This window comes from Arcicella sp. GW822-FHT02H01 (genome assembly GCF_058802005.1).
Window position 1 is genome coordinate 3,303,925 of sequence record NZ_JBXANT010000001.1, and the last position, 24,195, is coordinate 3,328,119.

General features: G+C 36.3%; 21 protein-coding genes. 13 read left to right on the plus strand and 8 right to left on the minus strand.

What is annotated here, in order from left to right; all coding sequences use genetic code 11:
* Positions 1 to 136: 136 nt before the first annotated feature.
* Positions 137 to 2,296, minus strand: a complete 2,160-nt coding sequence (gene porW / locus AC1RNE_RS13915) for a type IX secretion system periplasmic lipoprotein PorW/SprE (RefSeq protein ID WP_492801573.1) — start codon at positions 2,294 to 2,296, stop codon at positions 137 to 139.
* A 176-nt stretch (positions 2,297 to 2,472) separates the two neighbouring features.
* Here porW and AC1RNE_RS13920 point away from each other — a divergent pair, with 176 nt between their 5' ends.
* From AC1RNE_RS13920 to AC1RNE_RS13935, 4 genes are all read left to right on the plus strand, one after another.
* Positions 2,473 to 2,685, plus strand: coding sequence for an AtpZ/AtpI family protein (locus AC1RNE_RS13920; protein WP_309921110.1), 213 nt, complete (start codon positions 2,473 to 2,475; stop codon positions 2,683 to 2,685).
* 207 nt (positions 2,686 to 2,892) lie between these two features.
* A complete protein-coding gene (locus AC1RNE_RS13925; protein WP_492801575.1) occupies positions 2,893 to 4,929 on the plus strand; it encodes a penicillin-binding transpeptidase domain-containing protein in 2,037 nt (678 codons plus the stop codon).
* Between the two features lie 84 nt (positions 4,930 to 5,013).
* Positions 5,014 to 6,303, plus strand: a complete 1,290-nt coding sequence (gene rodA, locus AC1RNE_RS13930; RefSeq protein WP_492801576.1) for a rod shape-determining protein RodA — start codon at positions 5,014 to 5,016, stop codon at positions 6,301 to 6,303.
* A gap of 42 nt (positions 6,304 to 6,345) precedes the next feature.
* Positions 6,346 to 7,368 (plus strand): hypothetical protein, encoded by a 1,023-nt coding sequence (locus AC1RNE_RS13935; protein ID WP_492801578.1) that lies wholly within the window; start codon positions 6,346 to 6,348, stop codon positions 7,366 to 7,368.
* 95 nt (positions 7,369 to 7,463) lie between these two features.
* On the opposite strand, the gene AC1RNE_RS13940 is transcribed toward AC1RNE_RS13935, so the two are convergent.
* Positions 7,464 to 7,838: a DUF423 domain-containing protein gene (locus AC1RNE_RS13940; RefSeq protein WP_492801580.1), complete on the minus strand. Its 375-nt coding sequence runs from the start codon at positions 7,836 to 7,838 to the stop codon at positions 7,464 to 7,466.
* 220 nt (positions 7,839 to 8,058) lie between these two features.
* Here AC1RNE_RS13940 and AC1RNE_RS13945 point away from each other — a divergent pair, with 220 nt between their 5' ends.
* From AC1RNE_RS13945 to AC1RNE_RS13980, 8 genes are all read left to right on the plus strand, one after another.
* Positions 8,059 to 8,631, plus strand: a complete 573-nt coding sequence (locus tag AC1RNE_RS13945; RefSeq protein ID WP_309921097.1) for an RNA polymerase sigma-70 factor — start codon at positions 8,059 to 8,061, stop codon at positions 8,629 to 8,631.
* A gap of 121 nt (positions 8,632 to 8,752) precedes the next feature.
* Positions 8,753 to 9,811: a FecR family protein gene (locus AC1RNE_RS13950; protein WP_492801581.1), complete on the plus strand. Its 1,059-nt coding sequence runs from the start codon at positions 8,753 to 8,755 to the stop codon at positions 9,809 to 9,811.
* 35 nt (positions 9,812 to 9,846) lie between these two features.
* The gene (locus tag AC1RNE_RS13955) at positions 9,847 to 11,613 is read left to right on the plus strand and encodes an STN and carboxypeptidase regulatory-like domain-containing protein (RefSeq protein ID WP_492801583.1); all 1,767 of its coding nucleotides are present in this window, start codon (positions 9,847 to 9,849) and stop codon (positions 11,611 to 11,613) included.
* 75 nt (positions 11,614 to 11,688) lie between these two features.
* Positions 11,689 to 12,789, plus strand: a complete 1,101-nt coding sequence (locus AC1RNE_RS13960) for a hypothetical protein (RefSeq protein WP_492801584.1) — start codon at positions 11,689 to 11,691, stop codon at positions 12,787 to 12,789.
* Positions 12,790 to 12,896: 107 nt separating this feature from the next.
* Positions 12,897 to 14,732 carry a 3-keto-disaccharide hydrolase gene (locus AC1RNE_RS13965; RefSeq protein WP_492801586.1) on the plus strand — a complete coding sequence of 612 codons (1,836 nt, stop codon included), beginning with the start codon at positions 12,897 to 12,899 and terminating at the stop codon, positions 14,730 to 14,732.
* 64 nt (positions 14,733 to 14,796) lie between these two features.
* Positions 14,797 to 15,252, plus strand: a complete 456-nt coding sequence (locus tag AC1RNE_RS13970; RefSeq protein ID WP_492801588.1) for a hypothetical protein — start codon at positions 14,797 to 14,799, stop codon at positions 15,250 to 15,252.
* A gap of 12 nt (positions 15,253 to 15,264) precedes the next feature.
* A complete protein-coding gene (locus tag AC1RNE_RS13975) occupies positions 15,265 to 15,744 on the plus strand; it encodes a hypothetical protein (RefSeq protein WP_492801590.1) in 480 nt (159 codons plus the stop codon).
* Positions 15,745 to 15,786: 42 nt separating this feature from the next.
* Complete coding sequence (locus AC1RNE_RS13980; protein ID WP_492801592.1) at positions 15,787 to 17,679, plus strand: hypothetical protein; 1,893 nt, start codon at positions 15,787 to 15,789, stop codon at positions 17,677 to 17,679.
* A gap of 71 nt (positions 17,680 to 17,750) precedes the next feature.
* Here the strand turns inward: AC1RNE_RS13980 and AC1RNE_RS13985 are convergent, their stop codons facing one another.
* Complete coding sequence (locus tag AC1RNE_RS13985) at positions 17,751 to 18,239, minus strand: GNAT family N-acetyltransferase (protein WP_492801593.1); 489 nt, start codon at positions 18,237 to 18,239, stop codon at positions 17,751 to 17,753.
* Between the two features lie 12 nt (positions 18,240 to 18,251).
* Positions 18,252 to 18,653 (minus strand): DUF983 domain-containing protein, encoded by a 402-nt coding sequence (locus AC1RNE_RS13990; RefSeq protein ID WP_492801595.1) that lies wholly within the window; start codon positions 18,651 to 18,653, stop codon positions 18,252 to 18,254.
* A gap of 319 nt (positions 18,654 to 18,972) precedes the next feature.
* Here AC1RNE_RS13990 and AC1RNE_RS13995 point away from each other — a divergent pair, with 319 nt between their 5' ends.
* The gene (locus AC1RNE_RS13995; protein WP_492801597.1) at positions 18,973 to 20,061 is read left to right on the plus strand and encodes a hypothetical protein; all 1,089 of its coding nucleotides are present in this window, start codon (positions 18,973 to 18,975) and stop codon (positions 20,059 to 20,061) included.
* A gap of 8 nt (positions 20,062 to 20,069) precedes the next feature.
* Here AC1RNE_RS13995 and AC1RNE_RS14000 read toward each other — a convergent pair whose 3' ends face one another.
* The 4 genes from AC1RNE_RS14000 to AC1RNE_RS14015 all read right to left on the minus strand — a co-directional run bounded on the left by AC1RNE_RS14000 (position 20,070) and on the right by AC1RNE_RS14015 (position 24,149).
* Entirely contained in the window at positions 20,070 to 21,302 is a 1,233-nt protein-coding gene (locus AC1RNE_RS14000; RefSeq protein WP_492801599.1) for a glycosyltransferase family 4 protein, read from the minus strand.
* 55 nt (positions 21,303 to 21,357) lie between these two features.
* On the minus strand, positions 21,358 to 21,990 hold the full coding sequence (locus AC1RNE_RS14005; protein WP_492801601.1) for an LON peptidase substrate-binding domain-containing protein: 633 nt from the start codon (positions 21,988 to 21,990) through the stop codon (positions 21,358 to 21,360).
* Positions 21,991 to 22,030: 40 nt separating this feature from the next.
* Positions 22,031 to 22,495 (minus strand): gliding motility lipoprotein GldH, encoded by a 465-nt coding sequence (locus tag AC1RNE_RS14010; RefSeq protein ID WP_492803642.1) that lies wholly within the window; start codon positions 22,493 to 22,495, stop codon positions 22,031 to 22,033.
* Positions 22,496 to 22,580: 85 nt separating this feature from the next.
* Positions 22,581 to 24,149 carry a PSP1 domain-containing protein gene (locus AC1RNE_RS14015; RefSeq protein ID WP_492801603.1) on the minus strand — a complete coding sequence of 523 codons (1,569 nt, stop codon included), beginning with the start codon at positions 24,147 to 24,149 and terminating at the stop codon, positions 22,581 to 22,583.
* Positions 24,150 to 24,195 lie beyond the last annotated feature (46 nt).

The following is a 24,195-nucleotide window of genomic DNA, read 5'->3' on the forward strand; positions in this document are numbered from 1 at the left end:
ATTTAGCATGAATGAACTTCCTTATCACAACTCACAACTCACAACTCACAACTCACAACTCACAACTCACAACTCACAACTCACAACTCACAACTCACAACTCACAACTCACAACTCACAACTCACAACTCACAACTCATTTCGCTCCCACCGCTGCTAGTCTTTCTTTGGCTAAAGAAATTAATTGACTTTTAGGGTAATCTGAAATGAAGTTTTCTAAAGCTGTTTGATAGGTCTTCGTATCTTGTGTTTTAGCGAAAAGAACAGCTTTCAAAAACACCATTTTATCTTCTATCTGACTGTTCGGATATTCCTTTAATCCCTTTTCAACAATGCTCATAGCATTTGTGAAATTATTTTGTACATAATAATTATAAGCTTCTGCATACAGTTTTTGCACTTCCGACTCTTTGCCTGTACTTAAACTTTCATTTTGGCTACGTATCAATAATCTTGAGAAATAAGAGTCAGCATATTTACTCATCAACTGATTTTTATAAAAAGCATATACTCCCGCATTATCTTCGTTTAATAAACATAATAGATACAATACCTCTGCTTCATGACTAGAAGTAGGAAAATCCTTTAAGAATTTCTCAAAAGTAATCGTAGCATTTTTAGGTTCGTTCAAATTGAGCTTATATACTTTTCCTAAGGCAAAAGTGGCTTCTTCTTGTCTTTTTCTTGAAGCCAGCAGTGCTTCTGGTGAAAATGGAATTTTAGCCTTTAGTGTCTCAATAGCCGTTTTCATCACATCATTGCCTGTATTATTTCCATTTAAGTCTGCGACGTTTGTACCTAAGGTATTACTAACATTTTGATTACTCAAAGCATTACCACTATTAAAAGAAAGGACATTGTCTTTGGTACTTCTTCGCCAATTATCTTCCAAAACCCTATTCCCCCAACGTGCTATAAAGGCCGTTTTGCCTTGGCTCATAGCAAGTGGATTATTGAAGTACCACATTGGTTTATTAGGGTCGTTGAAGGTATTGACTACATTTTTATTTTGTAACTGCTTACTTTTATTGGCTATCTCCGTAGCTCTTTTCTGACTCTCTTCTTTCGCTTGTTGGTCTAAATATACCTTCTCTAAAACCTTATCTAATTGAGCAGGATTCATTTTAGCTAAACGTTGTAGAGAGTCTTCCGTTCTGATGATTCTTGTTTGCATGACAAAATCAGCTAAAGAACGTTGCCTATCAATAACCCGTTTATATTGTGGGTCCTGCTGAGGAAGTGATATCGCCGTGCTGTCGTAATAAGCAGATGCCATTTCATAATCTCCCATTTGGTTGTAATAAGAATCAGCAAGCCTTAGATAGGTAAACGCTAATTGCTGAGGATTCTGGTTCGTTCTTGCTGATGATTGCAAGAATCTTAAGCCAGATTGTGTATTCCCCTTCCTAATTTCAGCAGTTGCCATGGCTTCATAAATCTTGTCTTGCAAATCTTTGTTTTTAGGGTCTTTCAACAGTTTTTGAAAACTATCGGTTTGTCCTAATGCCAAAGACTTGTTGAGCTTGGCATAAAAATCCAAGTTATAAGATGGTCTGTTTTTACTAACACTAGCATATTGCTGAGCCGCTAGTTGTGGATTATTTACTAATTCATACAATTGTCCTGCAACAAAAAACAATCTGGCTTTTTCTTCGTTTTTAGGCATGAACGGCAACGCCTCTTCAAGAATAGCGACAGATGTTTTGTATTCTTGCTTTAATTGATGGAGATATGCTTTTGTTAGGTAAAAACCTACCGTGTTTTCTTTATTCAATGGTTCTGTCCGAAGGATTTCTGCTACTCTAAGCGCAGTTTGATATTCGCCTTGTTCTGTATAAGCACGCATCAAACCAATGAGGGCTGCATCTCGGGCATCATCGCTAGTAGCACTTGTGTTGACAAACTTGAAAGTTTCGATAGCATTTTTATAATCTTCTTTCAAAAGTCGGGCTTGTCCTATCATCACATAGGCATCATCTAACCATTTTGAGTTTTGATGACGCTCGGCAACCAAAGAGGCTTTTTTAATAACAGCAGCTAATTGTTCGTTAACAGTTTGAGCTGACAGAGAGTCTATCGGAAGAAGTATTGGTAACAGTTGTGAGTAATTATCTTGACGAGCATCAAAAATTAATGATTCAGCTTCTTTGAATTTTATTTTTGCTTGGAACAATGCATTATACTTAGCATTAACATTATGAAAGCCTACGCTCAACGGAGAGCTACTGTATTGAGAACAACCCAGTATGAAAATCCCGAAAAGGCAAGCGATATATAAAATAAAATATTTATTCATAGAAATTTGTAATGCTGAAACCGTGAAAGAAACGCAACTTTACGTAAAATTAGTATCAGTTTTTATGTTAAAACTATTTTTTTAAATTATTCAACACCCAGAGCGATATAAATTCATTCTTGAGCTTGTCAACTAGTCCATTTTTTAATTGTTCAGTTTCAAATTTAATTAATATCATGAAAGACGATTCTCAAAATAATAACAATAAATACATGCGTTATATGGGTGCAGGTATGCAAATGCTTGTCACAATAGCGACTGGTGTATTTTTAGGAAGATGGCTCGATGAAAAAATGATGATGAAAACTCCTTGGTTTACCATTGGCTGTTCATTGTTTTTTATATTTGGAGGAATGTACCTTTTTATCAAAGGTTTACCTAAAGAATAATTTATCAAAATATTACAACTCATTTGCTCCTTTCATTGATAATTTCCCGAAAAATAACAAATTTTGTATAATGATTTCTGGTATTGTTTTTCCAATAGAGTTCTTGCGTGAATTCTACGGAGAATCCGTACCAATAATGCTATCATGATTTAAAAACGTAGACATTTATTCGCCTTTGGGCTTATTTATATAAATATTTTATTACTCGTGGACGAACTAAGAAAACGATTTATTCAGGGATTTTTCATACTTATCGGATTAATTTATATTTGTAGGCTTTTCTTCCTGCAAGTAGTGGATGAAACCTATAAATTAGATGCTGAAAATAATGCCATCAGAAAGATAATTCAATCACCTTTCAGAGGCTTGGTATATGATAGAAACAAGAAACTTATCGTAAGCAACACGGTAGTTTATGATTTATATATTACTCCAAAAAAAGCTAAAGTTGCAGATACCTTAAAATTCTGTAGCATTTTTGGCATTACCCGCCAGAGCTTCGATAGCCTTACGCACTTAGCAAGGATATATTCGCCCGTGCGTCCTTCTCTTTTTTTAAGACAGCTTTCTCGTGAAGATTTTGCCAAAGTACAAGATGCTATGGTAGATTACCCTGGTTTTGAATTTCAACTAAGTGCCGTTCGTACTTATGATTCAAAAGCCATGGCAAACGCTTTAGGATATGTAGGTGAAATTAGCCCTGAACGCTTGGAAAAATTGGAAGAAGATGGTGACGAATACTACCGACAAGGAGATTATATTGGCGTAACAGGTCTTGAAAGATTTTATGAAGAAGACCTTCGGGGAGAAAGGGGCATCAAATATATGATGGTGAATAGTAGGGGAGTGGAAAAAGGCCCCTTCAAAGGTGGCGCTTTTGATAAAAACCCTATTGCAGGTAAAAATTTATTGAGCTCAATAGATATCAACCTACAAGCTTATGCCGATAGTTTGATGCAACACAAGGTCGGTAGTGTAGTAGCGATAGAACCAAGTTCGGGCGAAGTACTGGCAATGGTGTCTGCTCCAACCTATGACCCAAGTCAATTATCAGGACGTACTTTTTCAAAATACTTTCAAACACTGAACCTCAATCCGCTTCACCCTTTACTGAATCGTCCGCCAAGTGCTTATTATCGTCCGGGGTCTACCTTTAAAATTATACAAGCATTGGTAGCGTTACAAATGGGAGTTATTAGTCCGGGAACAGGGTTTGGGCATGCGGGTTCGCCCATTCGTTGTAGCCACAACCACCCCGTGGCGAGCGATGTTCAAAAAGCCATTCAGTACTCTTGTAACCCTTATTTTTATCAGACTTATAAACGCATGATTTACAATAACTCTGAGAAAAATATATTCAAGAAGTCTGCTTTAGGTTTACAGAAATGGGATGAGATGGTGGCCAAATTTGGTATCGGTCAATCCTTAGAAATAGATTTGCCTAATGAGAAAAAAGGAAAGTTGCCTGATGTAAAGTATTACAATAAAATGTATAAGGGAGAGCTTTCATGGAAGTTCTCGAATATCGCTAGTAATAGCATTGGCGAAGGTGAAATTATTGTGAATCCTTTGAAAATGGCAAACGTTGCGGCGATAATTGCTAACAGAGGTTGGTATATTCGCCCACATTTGGTAAAAGGAGTTGACCAATTTGGTGAAATTGATCCGAAATATAAAGAGAGAGTATCAGTTGGAATCGACCAACGCCATTTTAATACAGTGATTGACGGAATGGTACTGGCTGTAAACAACGGAACGGTGTCGGGAGACGGTAGAATGAATGATATTCAAATGTGTGGAAAAACAGGAACGTCACAAAACCGACATGGAGAAAACCATTCTATTTTCATTGCATTTGCTCCTAAAGAAAACCCCAAAATTGCCATTGCCGTTTTTGTAGAAAACGCAGGGTCTGGTGGAGCGCACGCCGCACCAATTGCTTCTTTGTGTATTGAAAAATATATCAAAGGGCATGTAGACCGCAAAGCCATTGAAACGAAATGGATGAATAAAAGTTATCCGAATATGCTTACGGTGAGAAATGAAATGGCTTCGAAACCAAAAACGAAAATGAAGCCAGATACCGCTCAGAAAGTAGATGAGGAATTATTTTTAACAAGCCCTACAACCATCACTTTACCACTTGGAGGCTCACCAAAAACGAATGAAGTAAAAATTCCGATGAGCCCCAAGAAACCTACAACCAATATCAAACCAGTAGAGAAAAAGAAAGTAGCGAATTAAAAATATGCTCAGACTCAATTTTCTCATTTCCTAAAAATACCGTTGTGCAATGTTAATTGCATGACTTAATTCATCGAACTTAACTTGGCAAGGCAAGAAAAAATATCAAAAAATTTAGACTGGATTACAGTCTTACTTTTTATCGTTTGCGTAACTGTAGGCTGGTTTAATATCTATGCCGCCATTTATAATCCTGAAAACCCACTTTGGATTGGCGACCCAGGCTTCTTTGATACCAATGCAGGTAGGCAACTTATTTGGATTGGTACAACGGTCTTGCTCATTATTGCCATTTTGGTGATTGATTATCGCTTTTACGATACTTTCGCTTTTATTATTTATGGCTTTTTTACCTTCATGCTCATCGTGGTCTTGCTCGTTGGAACTGAGGTAAAAGGCTCACATTCGTGGTTTAGGATAGGTGGGTTTCAATTACAGCCAGCAGAGTTTGCTAAAATGGCTACAGCGTTGGCATTGGCAAAATACATAAGTACGCCAATGGTGAACCTGACTCGTTTTAAAGACCAGTTTACAGTAGCGTTGATTATCCTAATTCCCCCTATCCTTATTCTAGCTTCTCATGAAACAGGCGTTGCCTTAGTCTTCGCATCTTTCATGATTTTATTATATCGCGAAGGGCTTCCAGGGATTTATCCTGCTGTTTTTCTTTCTACTATTATCTTGTTCGTGCTGTCTTTGATTTTTGAAGAATGGGAAATTTATATCGGTTTGGCCGTATTAGTAGGTATTGTTATTTTATTGATGCCTCGTTATGAACGTAAAACAAAAAATATCATTACCATCATAGGTATTGCCGTTGTAATGGGATTGTTCGTTACGGGCGTTGACTGGGCTATTAATAATGTATTGCAACAACATCAACGTAACCGTATAAAAGTATTAATTGACCCTGACTTTGATAGGAAAAAAACAGGCTATAACGTTCGTCAAGCTAAAATTGCCATTGGCTCTGGAGGCCTTTTTGGGAAAGGATATTTACAAGGAACACAAACAAAATTTGATTTTGTACCCGAACAAAGTACCGACTTTATTTTCTGTACAGTAGGCGAAGAAGAAGGTTTTCTCGGTAGTTTACTGGTAGTAGGTCTATTCTTGGCACTTTTGCTTCGAGTCGCTTATCTGGCCGACCAACAGAAATCTAGGTTTGCCCGAGTCTACGGCTATGGAGTAGTCTCCATACTTTTTTTCCACTTTATGGTCAACATAGGCATGACTATTGGACTGATGCCCGTTATTGGTATTCCTCTTCCATTTTTTAGTTATGGAGGGTCGTCGCTATGGTCGTTTTCAATTTTATTATTTATATTTTTGAAAATAGATGCCCATCGTACACAAGTTCTTTCTAGGTGGTAAATTGATAGTAGCCTTATTATTTACAGCTAATTTTATTAGAACATGGCATTAATATCTAAAAAGAAAGTCCCTTTCAAGATTAATCTTCAACTCAGAAAATATTTAACAAAATATGGTCGGGAGATTAAAATGCCAATTCAATATGCCGATTTATTACGCTTTGAAAGCTCGATAAGTTTGTATGACAAATTTGGGAATGATACCTTTTGGATTACCGTTTTTTTCCCACATTCCGAGATTGAACATGTTTATGAAGGACTCAAGAAAATTTATGCTGATTTAAAAACGGATGGAGATGAAAAGGTAATAAAACACCTTACTGTTGATAGGGTAGATTTGTGTACTTATGGAAATACACAACCTTTTAGGATACGCATTGTAAACAGAGTAAATGATAACTTCGATTATTTTTACATCAAAAGAGCCGACTGTTCCAGAGTCTACGGGATGGAATTAGAACACCTGCTTTCGCCTAATAGAATCAGTTATCTTACTTACGAAAACTCTTTGGTGGAGGAGCACATTGCAGGGATTCCAGGTGACCAGTTTTTTAAGAATTACCTGAGCGACCCTAACATCAATGAAATACGTTTGGCAAAAGAATTTGTTAAATTCAATGAAAGATGTTTGGTGCTATTGCTAGGAGATATGCACTCTTCCAACTTCGTAGTAGAAATTACCCCAGATTTTGAAGAAGTATATTTTAGAATAAGGTCGATTGATTTTGACCAACAGAGCTATGAAGGAAAACGAACTGTTTATATGCCACAATATTTTAAACAGAATAATCCTTTGATTGAAATGGGTATGCGTCATATGACCCCCGAATCTGTAAAGCAGTATCAAATAGAGGAACGCTCGCTGATTTCAAAAAGGATGAAAGTAGAAAGCCAAAGAGTTTATGAACTAATGGCAATTATGGCAAAAGACGATATATCAACCCCCGAAAATACGGAGCAACTTAAAAATGAGTTAGCAAAATATTATAACTCTGATCAATTCTTGAAGTGTAGAACAATGGGAGAAATAGTGTGGGTAAGCTTGGAACAAGTCAGGATGCAGTAAAACTTTATCACTAGGGAGGGACTTAAGTCTCTCCCTAGTGATAAAGTTTTACTCTTGGAATAGAGAGAAATATATAGTTGAGTCAGATGTTAAGTTTAAACCTTTTTCGAAACCCCTAAAAATAAAAATACCCAACCCACTATCAATGCCGTTCCTCCGATGGGCGTTATTGCTCCCCACATTGTTACGCCAGTAGCACATATCAAATAAAGAGAACCTGCAAAAATAAGTGTTCCGATTAGTAACGAATATCCTGCCCAATTCAAGAATTTGTGTGAAATCTTATCTGTTAAAATTCCTACTAGAATTAATGCTAAAGCTCCATACATTTGATAACGAGCTGCCGTTTCAAAAGTATCTGTTCGATTAGCGGCTTCCAAGGCAGCCTTAAAAGCGTGGGCTCCAAAAGCACCTAATGCTACCGAAAGACCAGCAAGTAAAGTACCAGCCTGTAAAAAAAATCTATTCATATTTTTGCTAGATAAAAAAGAAATATTCCACAAAGAACGCAATGAAAAATAGAGATTCAATGATAATTACTTGAATATTTATGATGCCTTAAAGTATAATTTGACCAATCATCATTTTTATCGTAGGGGTTAAACCAATTTTAGTTGTCATCACTAAAAATGTCAAGTAAGAGTTGTAATTTTGTGAGAGTAACTCTACGGAAAATAATCTCTTGAAATTTTGCAACTCACTGATTCTGATATTTTGTTAGCCATCCGACAAGGAAATGAGCGTGTTTTTGAAGCAATGTTTCGAAAGCACTATCAGGCTTTATGCAACTATTCTTGCAACATCCTAAAAGACATGGATGATGCCGAAGAAATAGTGCAAAGCGTTTTCCTGAAATTTTGGGAACAGCGCCAAGAAATAGAAATAACAGTTTCTTTAAAATCATATCTTTATCGAGCTGTTCACAACACTTGTTTAAATCGTATAAAACACCTTAAAGTACAAGAAGTATATCGCCAACATGTTGGTGAGTTTATAGAAAATACATTTGATTCTGCCACTGATTTATTAGATAAAAATGAACTTGAAATCCGCATAGCTGAAGCATTAGAAAAACTGCCAGAACAATGCAGACTTATTTTTAAAATGAGTAGATTTGAAGAACTGAAATATCAAGAAATAGCTAACCAATTGGGGCTTTCTATCAAAACGGTAGAAAATCAAATAGGGAAAGCACTCAAAATTATGCGAACAGAATTGGCAGATTATTTGCCTTTATTACTATTTTGGGTACTTTTCTATTAAAATAACCATAAAGGAAATAAGCACTTAAAGTAATAAAAACTTTCTAAATCTCTATCTATTCAAAACTATTGCTTAATAACCAAATACTAAAATTACATATATAAAAGCCTTTGGGTTTAAGATGATTAACGAAGAAAACATAGACGATTTACTGGCAAAATACCTTGCAGAAGAAGCTGATAGTCAGGAAGCTGATGCTGTAAACGAGTGGATTAGTTTGTCGGATGATAATCAAAAAACCTTCGAACATACAAGTATTATCTGGGAAAAGAGTGCCTTGTTAAATAATCAACAAACAGTTGATGTGGATACTGCTTGGGCAAAACTCGGTATTGGCTCAGAGAAAATCAAGAGAACAGCTGATGAATCAAATTATATAAAACCTTTGCCTCATAAAAGTGGAGGTAGCGAACACCAGTTGGAAGGAAGAAAGTCAAATGTTATCAATCTTGTCTTTAACAATTTCCTCAAAATTGCAGCAGTTTTAATTTTCATCATCGGAGTAGTGTTTTTGGTGAAGAAGAATACTGAGCCAGACATTGCATTACTTACTTTCCAAACGGGTAATATTCCTACAGAAAAAGTCTTAGCTGACGGAACAAAAGTCTTTTTAAATAAAAACTCGACAATTAGTTTTCCTGAGAATTTTGAAGGAGATACCAGAGAAGTAAAACTAACGGGAGAAGCTTTTTTTGATGTACACCATGACAAAGCCCATCCTTTTATCATTCACGCCAATGGTACAGATATAAAAGTACTCGGAACATCATTTAATGTAAAAGCTTATGATGCTCAGGTACAAGTAGTGGTGAATACAGGGAAAGTACAATTTTCAAAAAATACTCAGCAAGTTATTCTAGTAAAAGGCGAAAAAGCTGAAATTTCAAAAGGAGAAGAGGCTATTGTAAAATCGATAAATGTCGACGAAAACATACTTTATTACAAAACAAAATCGTTTAATTTTGAAGAGACTAGTTTAGATGAAGTAGCCCAATTGCTTTCAGATAATTTTGGAAAAAGTATTGTTTTTGAGCAAGATAAAATTAAAAACTGTAAACTGACTGCCACCTTCCAGCAAGAAAGCTTGGATAATATTCTCACCATAATTTCCGAAACCTTCAACCTGAAAATTATCAAAAAAGGAGATTCAATCGTGCTTCATGGCGAAGGCTGTCAGTAGAATGGATTGAATAACGATTTGAAAATCGTTCCACTATGATAGCTTATTATTTTAAATACGTTGCTTTAAATATTTGTTTTTTACTGTTAATTACTCATTCTTCTTTAGGACAAATCCCTATTTTAGAACGAAATATTAGTGTTAGGTTCAATAATGATAAAATTACCCAAGTGCTAGATATCATTGCTAGCGAAGGAGGTTTTAATTTTTCCTATAATTCTAATTTGATTGATAGTGACAGGCGAATAGATTTGGCTGTTACCAACCGTCCAGTAAGGGATGTGCTAAAACAAATTTTTGGCACCTCTATTAGCTACAAAGTACGTGGACAATATGTTATTCTTCAGAAAAATATTACAGAAAATCAAAACTTACATTTTGTATTAAGTGGCTATATCGTAGACCCCGAAGAAGGTATTAAACTGCCAGATGCGAGTATTTATGAGAAAACGAGTTTAGCCTCGGCAATTTCTAATCAATTTGGCTTTTATAAAATTAAGCTATCTACTAAGAAATTCCCCATTCGGTTAAGTATCTCCAAACCAGGCTATGAACATCAAATAGTTTTAATAAGAAATGCTCAGAACGATTACCTCAATATTGAATTAGTGGCAGAGAAAAAAGAGTTGACTTATGAATCGGCTTTTGATGACAACTCGATTGAACAAATGGAGTTGTTCCAAAAAAGAAACCAGATGATTGAATCTGCACCTGTCTTTAAAGATAATCGTCCTGCCTTTGTAGATGCTGCTGGCGACGAAAGTTTTCATCCTGTTTTTGTCCCTTCCGATTCCTTGGCTTATCGAACAGACTGGGAAAGATTTAAAGATGGCGTAGGGAAATTCTTTGTCAGACGAAGCCAGCGGATCAATGCCTTTAACATCAATGATACCCTTAATCAAAGACTTCAAGTATCATTACTCCCTTTCTTAGGAACCAACCGCCTACTTTCTGGAAGTATCGTAAATGATTTTTCAGTGAATATCCTGATGGGGTATTCTGGTGGAGTGAATAAATTAGAAATCGGAGGTTTATTAAATGGCATTCATCACGATGCAAGTGGTTTACAAATAGCAGGGCTAGGAAATATTGTAGGGGGCGAGCTAAGAGGTGTGCAGGTGAGTTATTTACTAAACATTGCGGGTAATTTAGGCAAAGGACTACAATTGAGTGATGGTATCAATGTAGTAGCAAAAACATCCAATGGTTGGCAAGTGGGTCTTATCAACTTTGCTAAAGATGTGGGGAAAAAAGGAAAGCAAATAGGGCTATTGAATATTAGTGAAACATCAGAATCAACCCCTTTTGGGTTATTAAGTTTTGTTAGTTCAAAGGATGGCTATAAACGGTTGGAATTAACGCTTGATGAAAACGAAACAGGAAGTGTAACGTTCAAAACAGGGGTAAGAAAGTTTTATAATATTGTAACGATTGGCTATAATTTCCTCAGAACCCGAGAACTTTTCAGTGCAGGCTATGGCATTGGGCGTGCCTATGAAATGAGCCACGGATGGATGCTTAATACAGATTTAGTGGCCAATGTTTTAGTAGAATACGATGCCTTTAATCCGAATGTTGGGGCTTTATATAAATTTGATATAAGTTTTGAAAAACAAATTGCCCGAAACGCTGCCATTACCTTTGGCCCATCATTCAAAGCACTTCTTATTGATAGATACAACATTAATACTTGGCAAGGCAAACCATTCAGCCGTATACCAAGCTATACCCCTTTGTTCGCTACCGACCATTCTACCTTTTGGCTTGGTTTTCAAATGGGTTTAAGAATTCGCTCTAAATAATGCTACTATTTTATTATATTTCGAAAATTTGTGATTATTTTGATAACTAATTGGCTTTAAATGAAGGTTTTATTTATGAAAGTATTCTCTCTACTATTACTGTTTTTATTATTTGCCTTTTCAGGGATAAGTCAGGGAAAGATTAAGACTTCAAACAATTATGCTCAAAAAATTATTGGCAATTGGATGAAAGATTATATTGATATGAAAGATGGAAGTAGCAACGATGACCCTGCTGTTGATGAAATAGTGGCCTCGATGCTTATTTTCAGAAAAACTAATACCGTTACTGTCATACAAGGAAAAGAAGCGGTGAATACCCCTTTTGAAATATTTGGAGATACTTTGTTAGTTGGCAGAGCAGTATTTTATAAAATAGAAAAACTTACTGATTACGAGCTGGTATTTACGCAGATGCTTTTGGATATTCCTGACTATCAGTTGCGCCGTTATCATTACCTTGCTACCAAAGAAAGCTCAGGGGAATATTTTGAGAGGCGATATATTAGAGCAAATCTTAAAATTCAGGCAAATGGAGATTCTGCCTACGCATTTAGCAAATACATTTTCCCTAAATTTAAAACAGGGAGGGAAATGTTTAGAGGAGCTAGCTTTAATACTTTTGAAGATGTTTATCAATATTCCTATGAAGCTATCGAAACAGCTTTTGATTTTCCAATAAGGAAGAAAGGCAATTTCAAAGTGGCTTTTATGGTAACAAAAAGTGGAATATTGAAAGATGTAATCATCCAACAAAGCTCTGATTCAAGCTATAATGATAAGCTCATACAAGCTATTTTGCAAACACGAAAACAATGGATTCCAGCGGATATTGATGGAAAACAAGTAAACGTAGTATTTAATTATGAGTTTGATTTTGGCAACGATAAAGAAGATGTGGAGAACGATAATAACTATTTTGACCCCACACTCTATGCAAGCCTGATGGATAGAGGCGACAGACAGATTGAAAAAAAGAATTATATAAAAGCTATCAAGCTGTATACAAAATGTATCTTGATGAAAGACGACGCCTTTGATGCGTTGTACAAAAGAGCAGATGCTTATTTTACCTTAAAAGTTGAGAAGAATGCCTGTTCAGATTGGAATTATTTAGCGACTAAAGGACAAAAAAAGGCAGAAGCTTTATTTATAAAAAATTGCTTGAAACGATAAGAAAGCAAGTGTTCTAATGTGTTATGGTTTTTTTGTGAAAATTAATGCCAAAACGTGATAATCAAAGCAGTTTTTTTTTATAAATTTCCTGAAATATTAAAAAAACAATGAAAAAACTATTATTTCTATTATTTCCAATTTCAACGTTTGCCCAAACTGAAATTCCGCTCAATGATTTAGGAGCCTTCAAAAATCCGAGTGCAAACTGGACAATTGTGGGGGGTATTTCAGGAGATTACCAATCGGCTACTTTAACAAGTACCGAAGGAAAGGGTATTCTATATGCCTCTGCGAAAGGGGCCAAGTATCAATCAAATGATGATTTGATTTTTAAACTTGAGCATGGCGACATTAGGCTATCACTCGACTTTATGATTCCGAAAGGCTCTAATTCTGGCGTTTACTTACAAGGACGCTACGAGGTGCAGATTCTGGATTCATGGTTGAAAAAACAAGTCACTGATGGTGATTGTGGTGCTATCTATCATCGTTGGGACGAAGCTCGTGGGGCTGGCAACGAAGGATATGAAGGACACGCACCTCGCCAAAATGCCGTGAAAGCTCCAGGCTTGTGGAATCATCTGGAGATTGATTTCAAAGCACCTACTTTTGATGCCTCAGGTAATAAAATCACGAATGCTCGTTTCAACAAAGTAGTGTTAAATGGCATTATCATCCATGAAAACATTGAACTTACGGGGGTAACACGTGGGGCTATTTCTCCGAAAGAAGCTGCAACAGGGCCTATCAGAATTCAAGGAGACCATGGTGCTGTGGCATTCAAAAACATCAAGTACGAAGTTTTTGATAAAGCCCTTGCTACGTTTAGTCCAACTAATTATGAATATTACCAAGGAAAATATGCAAGCCTTCAAACAGGTACAAATAAGCCTGTAAAGACAAGTACTGCCCCAAAGCCATCGATGAAACTTGCGGAGGCGAAATCAGATTACTTGTTGAAATTTCAAGGTAAAATCACGATTCCAGAGACAGATACGTATACATTCACCACTAACTGGACTGGTACGGGAGCATTGATAATTGATAAAGATACTATTACCAAAGGCGATCATTGGTATAGCGAGGACGTAAAAGGAAGTACGAAACTTACGGCTGGTGAACATACTTATACGTTACTTCATGCTAAAGACTTTGGTTGGGGTCCTAAAGCCCTTGGCTGTTTTATAGAGAGAATCGGTGCCCCTAAACAAGGAATTACCGAAAGAACATCGTTGCCAGAACCAGAAGCCACACCGCTAATCGAAGTAAAAGTAAGTCAAGAGCCCGTTTTACAACGTTCATTTATTGTATATGGCGATAAGAAAAAAACACATGGTATCAATGTAGGATTACCAAACGGGTTGAGTTATTCTTATGACTTAAACCAAGGAGGATATTTACAACTATGGAGGGGAAAATTCTTGGATGCTACATTGATGTGGTATGACCGTGGCGAGCCTCAAACTTCTGTACCGATGGGGTCTGCTATTACTTCGAACGATAAGTTTCCTTTAGCATTTTTAGCGAGTGACTCTGCGCCTTTCCCAGATACGTTGACCAAAAACGATTTGAAATATAAGGGATACAGTTTTAAAAAATATGATGTAGCTGGTCAGCAAATATCCTTTCCTGATTTTATGTATGAGTACAAAGGAGTAAAAGTAAAAGATACTTCTTTGCCAATGACACAAAATGAAGGGATTAATCGTCATTTAAGTTTTGAAGGCAATACAACAGATGCTAAATTGTATGCTTTATTGGCTGAAGGCAGTGCCATTGCTAACCTTGGCAATAACCGTTTTTCAGTAGATAATCAGCAATATTATGTACAGGTAAATTCAACAGAAACTAATAAAGCAATCATTCGTGAAAGTAAAGGAAAAAAACAATTATTATTGCCTTTAACTGGATTGAAAGAAATATCTTATCAATTGATTTTCTAAGTTTGTATTTACTCAAATCCATCGTTGAGTTTCTTAAACAGTTTGCCATTTAATTTGATTTGTCATGAGTGAATTTGAATCATCGAACCTCCAATTATCAGGAGGAAATAAGTCATCTGTCTCGACTAATAGCCTTTCACTGTATGATGAATATGGTTCGATAGCCTATGGTATTATCTTGCAGATAGTACCTCAGAATCAAATAGCACAAGAAGTAATGATTGATTTATTTGATTCATTAACGGTAAATCCTTGTGTAGAAAACAAAGTAAGCATAGCTGTATGTATTATCAGGAAAGCAAGAGAAAAGGCATTGCTGTATAAGGAAAAGCTTGATGTAGGGGCTTCTACGATTCAGCAATTTAGTGCTGAGTCAGCAATAGAGCAATCAAAAATTATTTTTGATTTATCCTTTCGTCAAGGAAAAACAGCTGATACAATTGCTAGCCATCTGGACATTCCGAAGGCCAGAGTGTATAAAGCTATCAGTGAATACTTCAAAACTTTTCGCCAATCTTAATTGAATACCATTGTGAAAAAACAAGAATACATACAAAGCGGAATACTAGAAAGCTACTTGTTAGGCATTGTTTCTGAAGAAGAACGAAGAGAAGTAGAACAACAAGTATCAATTGACAAAGATATTGCTGAGGCCCTTAAAGTGCTGGAAATAGACATTACTGATTTTTATACAAAAAATGCTGTTCCACCACCACCGATTATTAGAGAAACCATTGCTTTGAATGCACAACATGCAGGAATAGTTAAATCGGATCATTATCAGCAAACGTATTCATCTGAGCAACAAACTGCTCAGGATGAACAACCGCGATATTTAGAAGTAGAGGTAAACGATACGCATATCAAAGTACATAAATATTGGCGTCCAGCTTTTATAGCAGTCTTTATTTTATCAAAGGTTTTTTTAATAGCAGCCTTATATCTTTATTTCAAAGCGGATAGTTTAACCAAAGAAAACGAACGTTTGAAACAAGAAATTAAGCTTAAATAAGCGTTGATTATTTTGTTATCAAAATAAATTAATTTCCAAAAAATGAAAATAGCATTAAAAATATTGCTTTCGATGGGTATATTGGGTTATGTTACTCAAAGCGCATTTGCACAAGCGAAACCAAAACCTTTTACAGAAGAGGACTTTTACGAAATAAAAACAATTGCCATTCCTGACGAAATAAAATTAGAAGCAGGTGGAATTGCTCCCATGCCCGATGGGCGAGTAGGTGTTTGTACGAGAAGAGGTGAAGTTTGGATTATTGAAAATCCTTATCAGTTGAACGGAACGAAACCAAGCTATACGCTTTTTGCGAGTGGCTTACACGAATCTTTAGGCTTGGCTTATTATAAAGGCTCTTTTTACTGTACGCAACGGGGTGAATTAACCAAATTAACCGATACTGATGCTGATGGTAAAGCTGATATTTATGAATCTGTAGCCAACTGGGATTTATCAGGAAATTACCATGAGTACTCGTATGGACCAGTTTTCGATAAAAACGGTGATATGTACCTTACTTTCAACGTAGCATGGGTAGGATATGGCGAAGGAAAATTAGCTAAATGGCGTGGATGGTTAGTAAAAGTGAAGCAAGATGGCACACTTGAGCCTGTAGCGACAGGTTTACGCTCGCCAGCAGGTTTTACTATCAATTCTAACGGCGATGTATTGTATGGCGAAAACCAAGGCGACTGGGTAGGGTCTGGTAGAGTGACACATTTGGAAAAAGGAGACTTCGCAGGGAATGCAGGTGGGTTGTTTTGGACAAAAGAGCCAGACTCGCCCTTGAAATTAACAAAGGCCGATATTCCAGATACTGGCGAGCCAATGTATGAAGCTGCTAAAAAAGTAAAAGCATTGAAATTGCCTGCTGTTTGGTTTCCACACGCTTTGATGGGTATTTCGACTGCCGATATGATTGAGGACGAAACAGGTGGAAAATTTGGACCTTTCCAAGGACAATATATTGTTTTTGACCAAGGACAATCAAAGGCAATGAGAATGTCTTTAGAAAAAGTAAATGGTAAATATCAAGGTGCTTGTTATCCTTTCCGCGAAGGTTTTCAGTCGGGAACAGTACGTGCTAGATGGGGAAATGATGGCTCTATTTTCGTAGGAATGACTTCAAGAGGTTGGGGTTCTACTGGAAAAGCCTTATTCGGTATTCAACGTTTGGTTTGGAATGGAAGAACACCTTTTGAAATGAAGAACGTTCATGCAATGCCAGATGGCTTTGAAGTAGAATTTACACAGCCTGTAGATTTAAAAAGTGCTGAAAACTTAGCTAGTTATGAACTGAAAAGCTTTACTTATAAGTACCATCATCAATATGGTAGCCCAATAATCAATCAAGAGACAACACCATTGAGAGGCGTAATAGTTTCGCCAGACCGCCTGAAAGTACGTTTAGTAATGGATAACCTACGCAAAGGATATATTCATGAAATCTTGGCTTCTGGTTTAGTAAATGACGAAGGTCAGCCTTTATTACACGATATTAGCTACTATACGTTGAATGATATTCCTGCGGGCGAGTTGGCAAAAATAAGTCCAAAAGCTACTGCTCCGACAACACCAGTTAAACCTGCGACTTTGCCTGTAAAGAAAGAGAAAACAGTAGGAACAACATTACCTGTTGATACTAAGCAAGTAGCATCATTGTTGAAAAAACACGCTTGTACAAGTTGTCATGCAGAAGCTACAAGAGTAGTTGGTCCTGCGTTTACAGACGTAGCCAAAAGAAATTATACCAATGAGCAAATCTTAGAATTGGTGTATCATCCTAAACCAGAAAACTGGCCAGATTATGCCACTGAAATGGCGTCGATGACGCACGTACCTAAGGCCGATGTATTGAAAATTGCTTCTTGGATTAATTCGTTAGGAAAGAAACCAAAAGTAGATTTGAATAAAATAGAGAATAGGGATTAAGGTTTTATAACAAAATAGCGGAGGGCAGAAATTTAAATTTCTGCCCTCCGCTATTTTGTTCATTATCCACACTACTCAAAAGATTGATACATCACATAAGTATCAACCAACCCTAATTGTTGATGGTTAAATGCCTTGGGGATAGTACACATAATCTGAAAGCCAATATTTTTCCAGAGCTTTACCGCATAAGTATTGGTACTGACTACAATATTAAATTGCATGGCTTTAAAGCCTAATGATTTAGCTTCTTGCAAAGAATGTTCACCCAAAAATTTGCCAATTCCTTTCCTTTGAAAACTAGGATGAACCATGTATGAACCATTTGCCACGTGCGAACCTAAATCTATCTGGTTAGGCTTAATAATATAAGTGCCACAAATTACGCCATCTTCAACTGCTACATAAGTAAACATATAATCAGCAAACCAATGTTTGGCTAAAGCTGATTTGGGCGTGTGTGGGTCAATTACATAGGTATCTCCAGAAGCGATTACCTGATGAAAGATTTCCCAAACACCATCATAATCTGTAACAATGTCAGCTTTTCTGATTTCCATAATTTACAAAAGCTATCTTGGTTTATATTTTACAAAACCAAATAAATGAATGAATATAGAACGGGATGCTCTGAAATTAAAAGGCACAGCAGCCAATGAAAGCACTGTGATTGGAATGATATAATAGAGAATAGGAGGGTCGTTGAAAATAAAGAAAATAGCAACGCCTAAAAATGCTAAGAAGCCCACATTGATACCATAACTAATAAACATGGCACCATACCAAAAACCTGGCTCTACTTCAAAACGTAGGTTGCAAACAGGGCAATTAGTGTGCATTTTATCAAATTTGTTAATTTGCCAAAACGGATACATAAACATCTTTCCTTCTCTACACTGGGGGCATTTTCCTTCAATAATCGCTTGAATCCTAGAATGTTTTACATCTAATTTTAGCTTAGTACTATTTTCCATATCTGTTTAATTTATATTGAAGCTGTTTAAACTTTCCCTTTCGGGTTAAACTAAGTCTTTTAGAATAGCTTGTTCCAAAATTTACTCAACGTAGCGATGCTATGCTTCCCAAATGTTGAAAAAATCAATTCAAAAATACAATACTTTCACCTCAGAAACGGAAAGTTTAAACAGCTTCATTGACAAAGTTAAGCTAATTCAATAAAAACTCAATTTTTATACTACTTGCTTTCATGATTATCGTTTTGATGAATAATTGCAGGGCAGAATAAAGTAATTTTGAATTCCCGAATAGCTCATATTTTAATAGCAAACGTATATGTCCAATACAAATAGTCTTATTCTTACTCAACAACCAGATAAAAATCTTTCTAAACTTCAGAAACAGTTTAATGCTTATGTACTGAAAATTGATGAATTAAAGCTAAGGCTCGTGACAGATAAACAACAGATTGAAATAATTACCAGCACTATTCAAAAAGAGGTAGCCCCACTTGAAAAAAAGCATCTATCCAAAATTGCCGACTTAGTATATGTTTTTGATAAACATCATGATGACCCTTTTTTTAAGCGTAAGGAGAAAGAAAAAATAGCCCATTTTATTTTAGAGAAATCAGTTGAATTAATTGAAAGGGCAGGTGTTGAGGAACTGATTCCGATTTTTAATAAATATAATGAGACTGGAACCTACGAGGAAATTAGCGAAGAATATGAAAAGAAAAATATAGAATCTATTAAAGATACAATGCGATATGAATTTGGACTAGAATTAAGCGAAGAAGAGTTGAACATTAATAATGCTGAGGAATTAGAAGAGCTATTTGAACAAAAGCTGACAGAGAAACAAGCAAGCGAGGAGGCTAAAAAAACAACAAACCAGAAAACAGCCAAGCAGTTAGCAAAAGAAGAGAAGCTAAAAAAAGAGGCTAACAATATCAGTAAATCAGCAAGAAGTATTTATACAGATTTGGTAAAAATGTTTCATCCTGACCGTGAACAAGACGAGACTGAGCGGGCACGTAAAACCGAAATTATGAAGGAAATAACGGCTGCTTATGAAAAAGACGATTTGTTTGAATTGCTCAGGCTGAAAATATCATTGACTAGTACCAATGTTGCCTCCCTAACCATGGCCGACGAGCAATTGAAGTACTACAACAAGCTACTGAAAGAACAAATAAATGAGTTAGAGGCAAGTCTGTGGGAACTGCATAATCAAGCCACAATCACCAATAATGGCAGTAGTTTATTGCATCGTTTTGGAGGAGATACTAAAACGATGAAAATGAAATTTAAGAAAACTACCAACTACTTGAAACAGATGATTAATGAAGTAGATAGAAATATTGAGGTATTAAGATTGAAAGAAAATATGAGAAGGTTCCTCAAAGATTATTACGCTGATTAGTACTAATCTTATTGATTGACTACTTCATTCAAGGCTAATACAAGTCTGTCTGAGCCAGCCTGTAAAGACCAATTCTTACGGACATTCGTTAACGCAAAATCAGCCATTTCCTTTCTGAGTGGTTTATCTTTAATCAACTTTTCAATATAATAGGCTAATTCACTTGTTTTGTTATTTGTTAAAAAACCATTTTTGCCATGAATTACGGTTTCACGCACTCCTGCTTCGGCAATAGCCACTACTGGTATGCCACAAGCATTGGCTTCTAGTGGAGCAAAGCCAAAAGGTTCTAGTTTAGACGTGTACACTAGGCATATTGCATTACTAAGTAATTGTATCAATTCATCATCGGAAACCATTTTCTTTAGTTCAATCTCTACGTTTAGTTTTTGTGCAAGCTTTTGCATTTCTTGCCAATACTCTTCCGTTGCCATATTGCCTATCCAGAGTAGCTTCGGTCTATTTTGTTTAATCAAGCCCAATGCTCTAATGGCAAATTCAGGGTTTTTATGGGTCATAAAACTTCCTAGCCCTACCACATACTCATTTTGACTAGCATTTCTATGAGTGGACGGATGAAATAATTCAGTATCTACACCCAAATAACAAACTTCCGAGGGTAATCCATACACTCGTTGACAGCTTTCAGCAGAGAAATAAGAATTGACCAACACTTTATTAAAAGCATCAAAATTTATCCGCTCTTCCCGTACAAACATACGGAACCTATTTAAACGCCATGCACTAGCAAATGTATGAGTCCAGTATTGTAAACTAAACTTACTCTGTGACCTAACAGGTGCTTCCCAAACTTGTTTGGGCATGGCTTCGTACAAAAAGCGCATGGGTTCGCCTAAATACAAAACCTTTGGTATTCTTACGAATTTGCCGATAAAGGGAACGGCATAATAAGAACAACTATTAGCAAAAAGTACATCAAAATTACCAGCATGAATTTCATCCGCACATTGTTGGCAGTGCGCTTCCATGGCAAGCATATTGGCTTCTTTTTCAAAAAATAATAAAGATATTTTTTCTTTAAAACTAGGATTAAGCTTAGTATGAGTTATGGGTACTGAATGAAGAATTACTTCTGAGGGCAATTTCATAAAACCACCAGCATCTGGATTTACCGCCCAAACTTCTACATGATGTCCACGTTCTACTAAACCTTGAATATGATACTGTAAGGCTCTGCTACCTCCACCACTATGTAAATTATGCCAAACAGCAATTCTCATTTTAATAATATTTATATGCTAATAATGAAGTTGATAATAGAATCGGGTATGTATGTTAGAAATTCAGAGGGTCTAAATTCTTGAAATGCCCATTCATTTTAATTCTTTCTTTTGTTTTTTCTATTTCTTGCAATACCGTGATTACTCTTTCTAGGTGCTGTATTAAAAAGCCCTGTCTTTCTGCTTCGGTAGGCATTTTTAGTAATTGGTATTCTTCTTCTAAGGATAGCCCAATTTTATGGGCTATTTGATAGGAGTAAGGCTGGTCTTTATTGATATCAAAAGTGTTTTCCTCTTCTAGTAATTTGTATAATACCTTTACTCTTTCTAACAAACCAATCATTACTATTGGGCGGACTTCCACTTCGGGGAGCATTTCTAAAACCCCACCAGCATACATTTTTAGATTGACAGGGTTCTGAAAGTCAATAATTCTAAAAGCCCTTATTCCCTCTGTTTTGATGTCCATTCGCCCATCGTCATATCTTTTTGATACTGAAATGATTTTGACTTCCGTACCAAAGCCTGGTAATTTTCCATCAATAAAAGTTGGAATACCAAAGGTATTTCCGTTATCCAAGCATTCATTGATTAATTCGCGATAACGAGGCTCGAAAATGTGAAGATTGAGGGCCTCCATTGGATAAACCACCAAATTGAGCGGGAATAAAGGAAGAAATTTTTGCATGACTAAGTTATCTCGTTACGATTACTTATCGATTTAAAAATTAATGAGCTACTACTTTTTCAATCGAAAAACCTGCACTTATGATATCCAATAGTGGGTCTTGTCGCATATACTGACGAATCTGGATTTTGTATTTTCCATTTTTAGGAAAATGAAAATCTTTGAAGACTAATACTTTATGGTCGTAAATATCACCTAGTCCTTCGCCTAAAGAACGACCAGAGGTTTGGTCGAACAAGATTACTTCATCCAATTTTTGATGAATTATTTTCCCTGTTTCTGTCGTTAAGTAATGCGTCAGGTACAAATTATAGTAAGGATACGAGCGATTGTTACGAATGGTATAAAAAACATTGTATGCCGATGCTGAGTCTTTTACTTCAAAAGTAAAAGTTGGAGCATCTTTAATAAACCATTTTGCATCAGGAATATCATAATTTTCCTTTAGGATAGTGTTGGTATCACAAGATGAAAGCGTGCATAAAAAAAAGGCTAACAAAGCCATGATATAATCGTTCAGACGCACGGTTGGCATGCTGAACGATTTATTAATAGCCTTGTTAACCCAATATTTTGTACTCGACATATCGCTAAACTGCTTTGTTATCGTCATTGTTACGGTTGTTGTTCCGATTTTGTGGCGGACGATTCTGTTTTTGATGATGGGGCTTTTTATTTCCCTGATTGTTGTTATTCGTTTTAGCTGGCTGAGCACCTTTGTCCTGTGATTCCGAAGCATTAGCATTAGGCTGTTGATTGCCTTGGTGCTGTGGCTTAGGGCCTTTAGAATGCTGAGGTCTCTGGTTGTTTTTAGGGTGAACAGCCTTTTGTTGCTCTTGTCCTTTTGCTCCCTGTTGTTTTGGCTGTTGAACAGGCTTTTCTTGTGGTATTGCCTTATCTTCAGTTTTTACAGGGCGTTGTTCAGCCTTTACTTCTCTTTTTTCTTGTTTGAATTCTTTACGTTCAGGACGAGGATTATCTCTTTTCTCTGATTTGAAGTCAGGACGGTCACCTTTTTTCTTATCAAAGCTTTTCTTGCCACCGTTTCCACCGTACTTTCTGTCCATTTTATCTAAATCTGCATTTAATGGACCTGCACCTTTTTCGATTTCTAGTTCAATTTTTGCAGACTCAGCACCATCGATAGATTGTGGTTTTACGCCCCTTTCATTCAAGGTCATAATCTCCCTTACCCTATCAACCGTTACAGGAATCCAGTTACTTTCTTCACCTCTATAACCAAACCACATTACTCTTTTAAAAATATCCGTTTTCTGTAAAAAAGCTTCACCCTTTATCGTTTGAAGAGATTTCTCAATTGTCGGAATATCTTTCAGGGCATCCATATAGGTTTCTAATTCATAGTTCAAACAACATTTAAGTCGTCCGCATTGACCAGAAAGTTTTACAGGATTCAAGGAAAGGTTTTGATAACGAGCTGCCGAAGTAGTTACGTTTTTAAAGTCAGTCAGCCAAGTAGAACAACACAATTCTCGTCCACATACACCAATACCACCTACTCTGGCAGCTTCTTGACGAAGGGAAATTTGTTTCATTTCAACCCTCACTTTAAACTCACTCGCCAACATTTTAATTAATTCTCTGAAATCCACACGGTCGTCAGAAGAGTAATAAAAAATAGCTTTGGTGTTATCAGATTGAAACTCAACATCCGAGAGCTTCATATTCAATTTTAATTCCTTGATAATTTCACGGGTGCGATACATCGTAGGATAATCACGTGCAACAGCTTGGTCGTGTTTTTCAAGGTCTTTATCATTGGCTTTTCGGTAGATAACTTTTATTTCTTCGTTATCTTTCAGCCCCTTCTTTAGCATTTGTAAACGCACAAGCTCGCCTTGTAAAGATACAAAGCCAAGGTGATGCCCACTTGGGACATCAACGATTACAGGGTCGCCAGCATAGAGTTCAATTTGATTAGTGTTTCTGAAATATTCTTTTCTACCACCTTTAAATTTTACTTCTACAACATTGAATTTACTAAAAGTAGGAATATCCATATTCGACAGCCAGTCGAACACGTTCATTTTATTACAACCGCCCGTACCGCAAGCACCGTTGTTCTGACATCCTCCAACAGCACCACCGTCTTTATTTTTAGTTCCACAGCTTCCTGAGGAGCAAGATTTACATCCCATAATTTAAGGAGAGAATGAAAAAAACATTCTACTTTATGTGTTTATA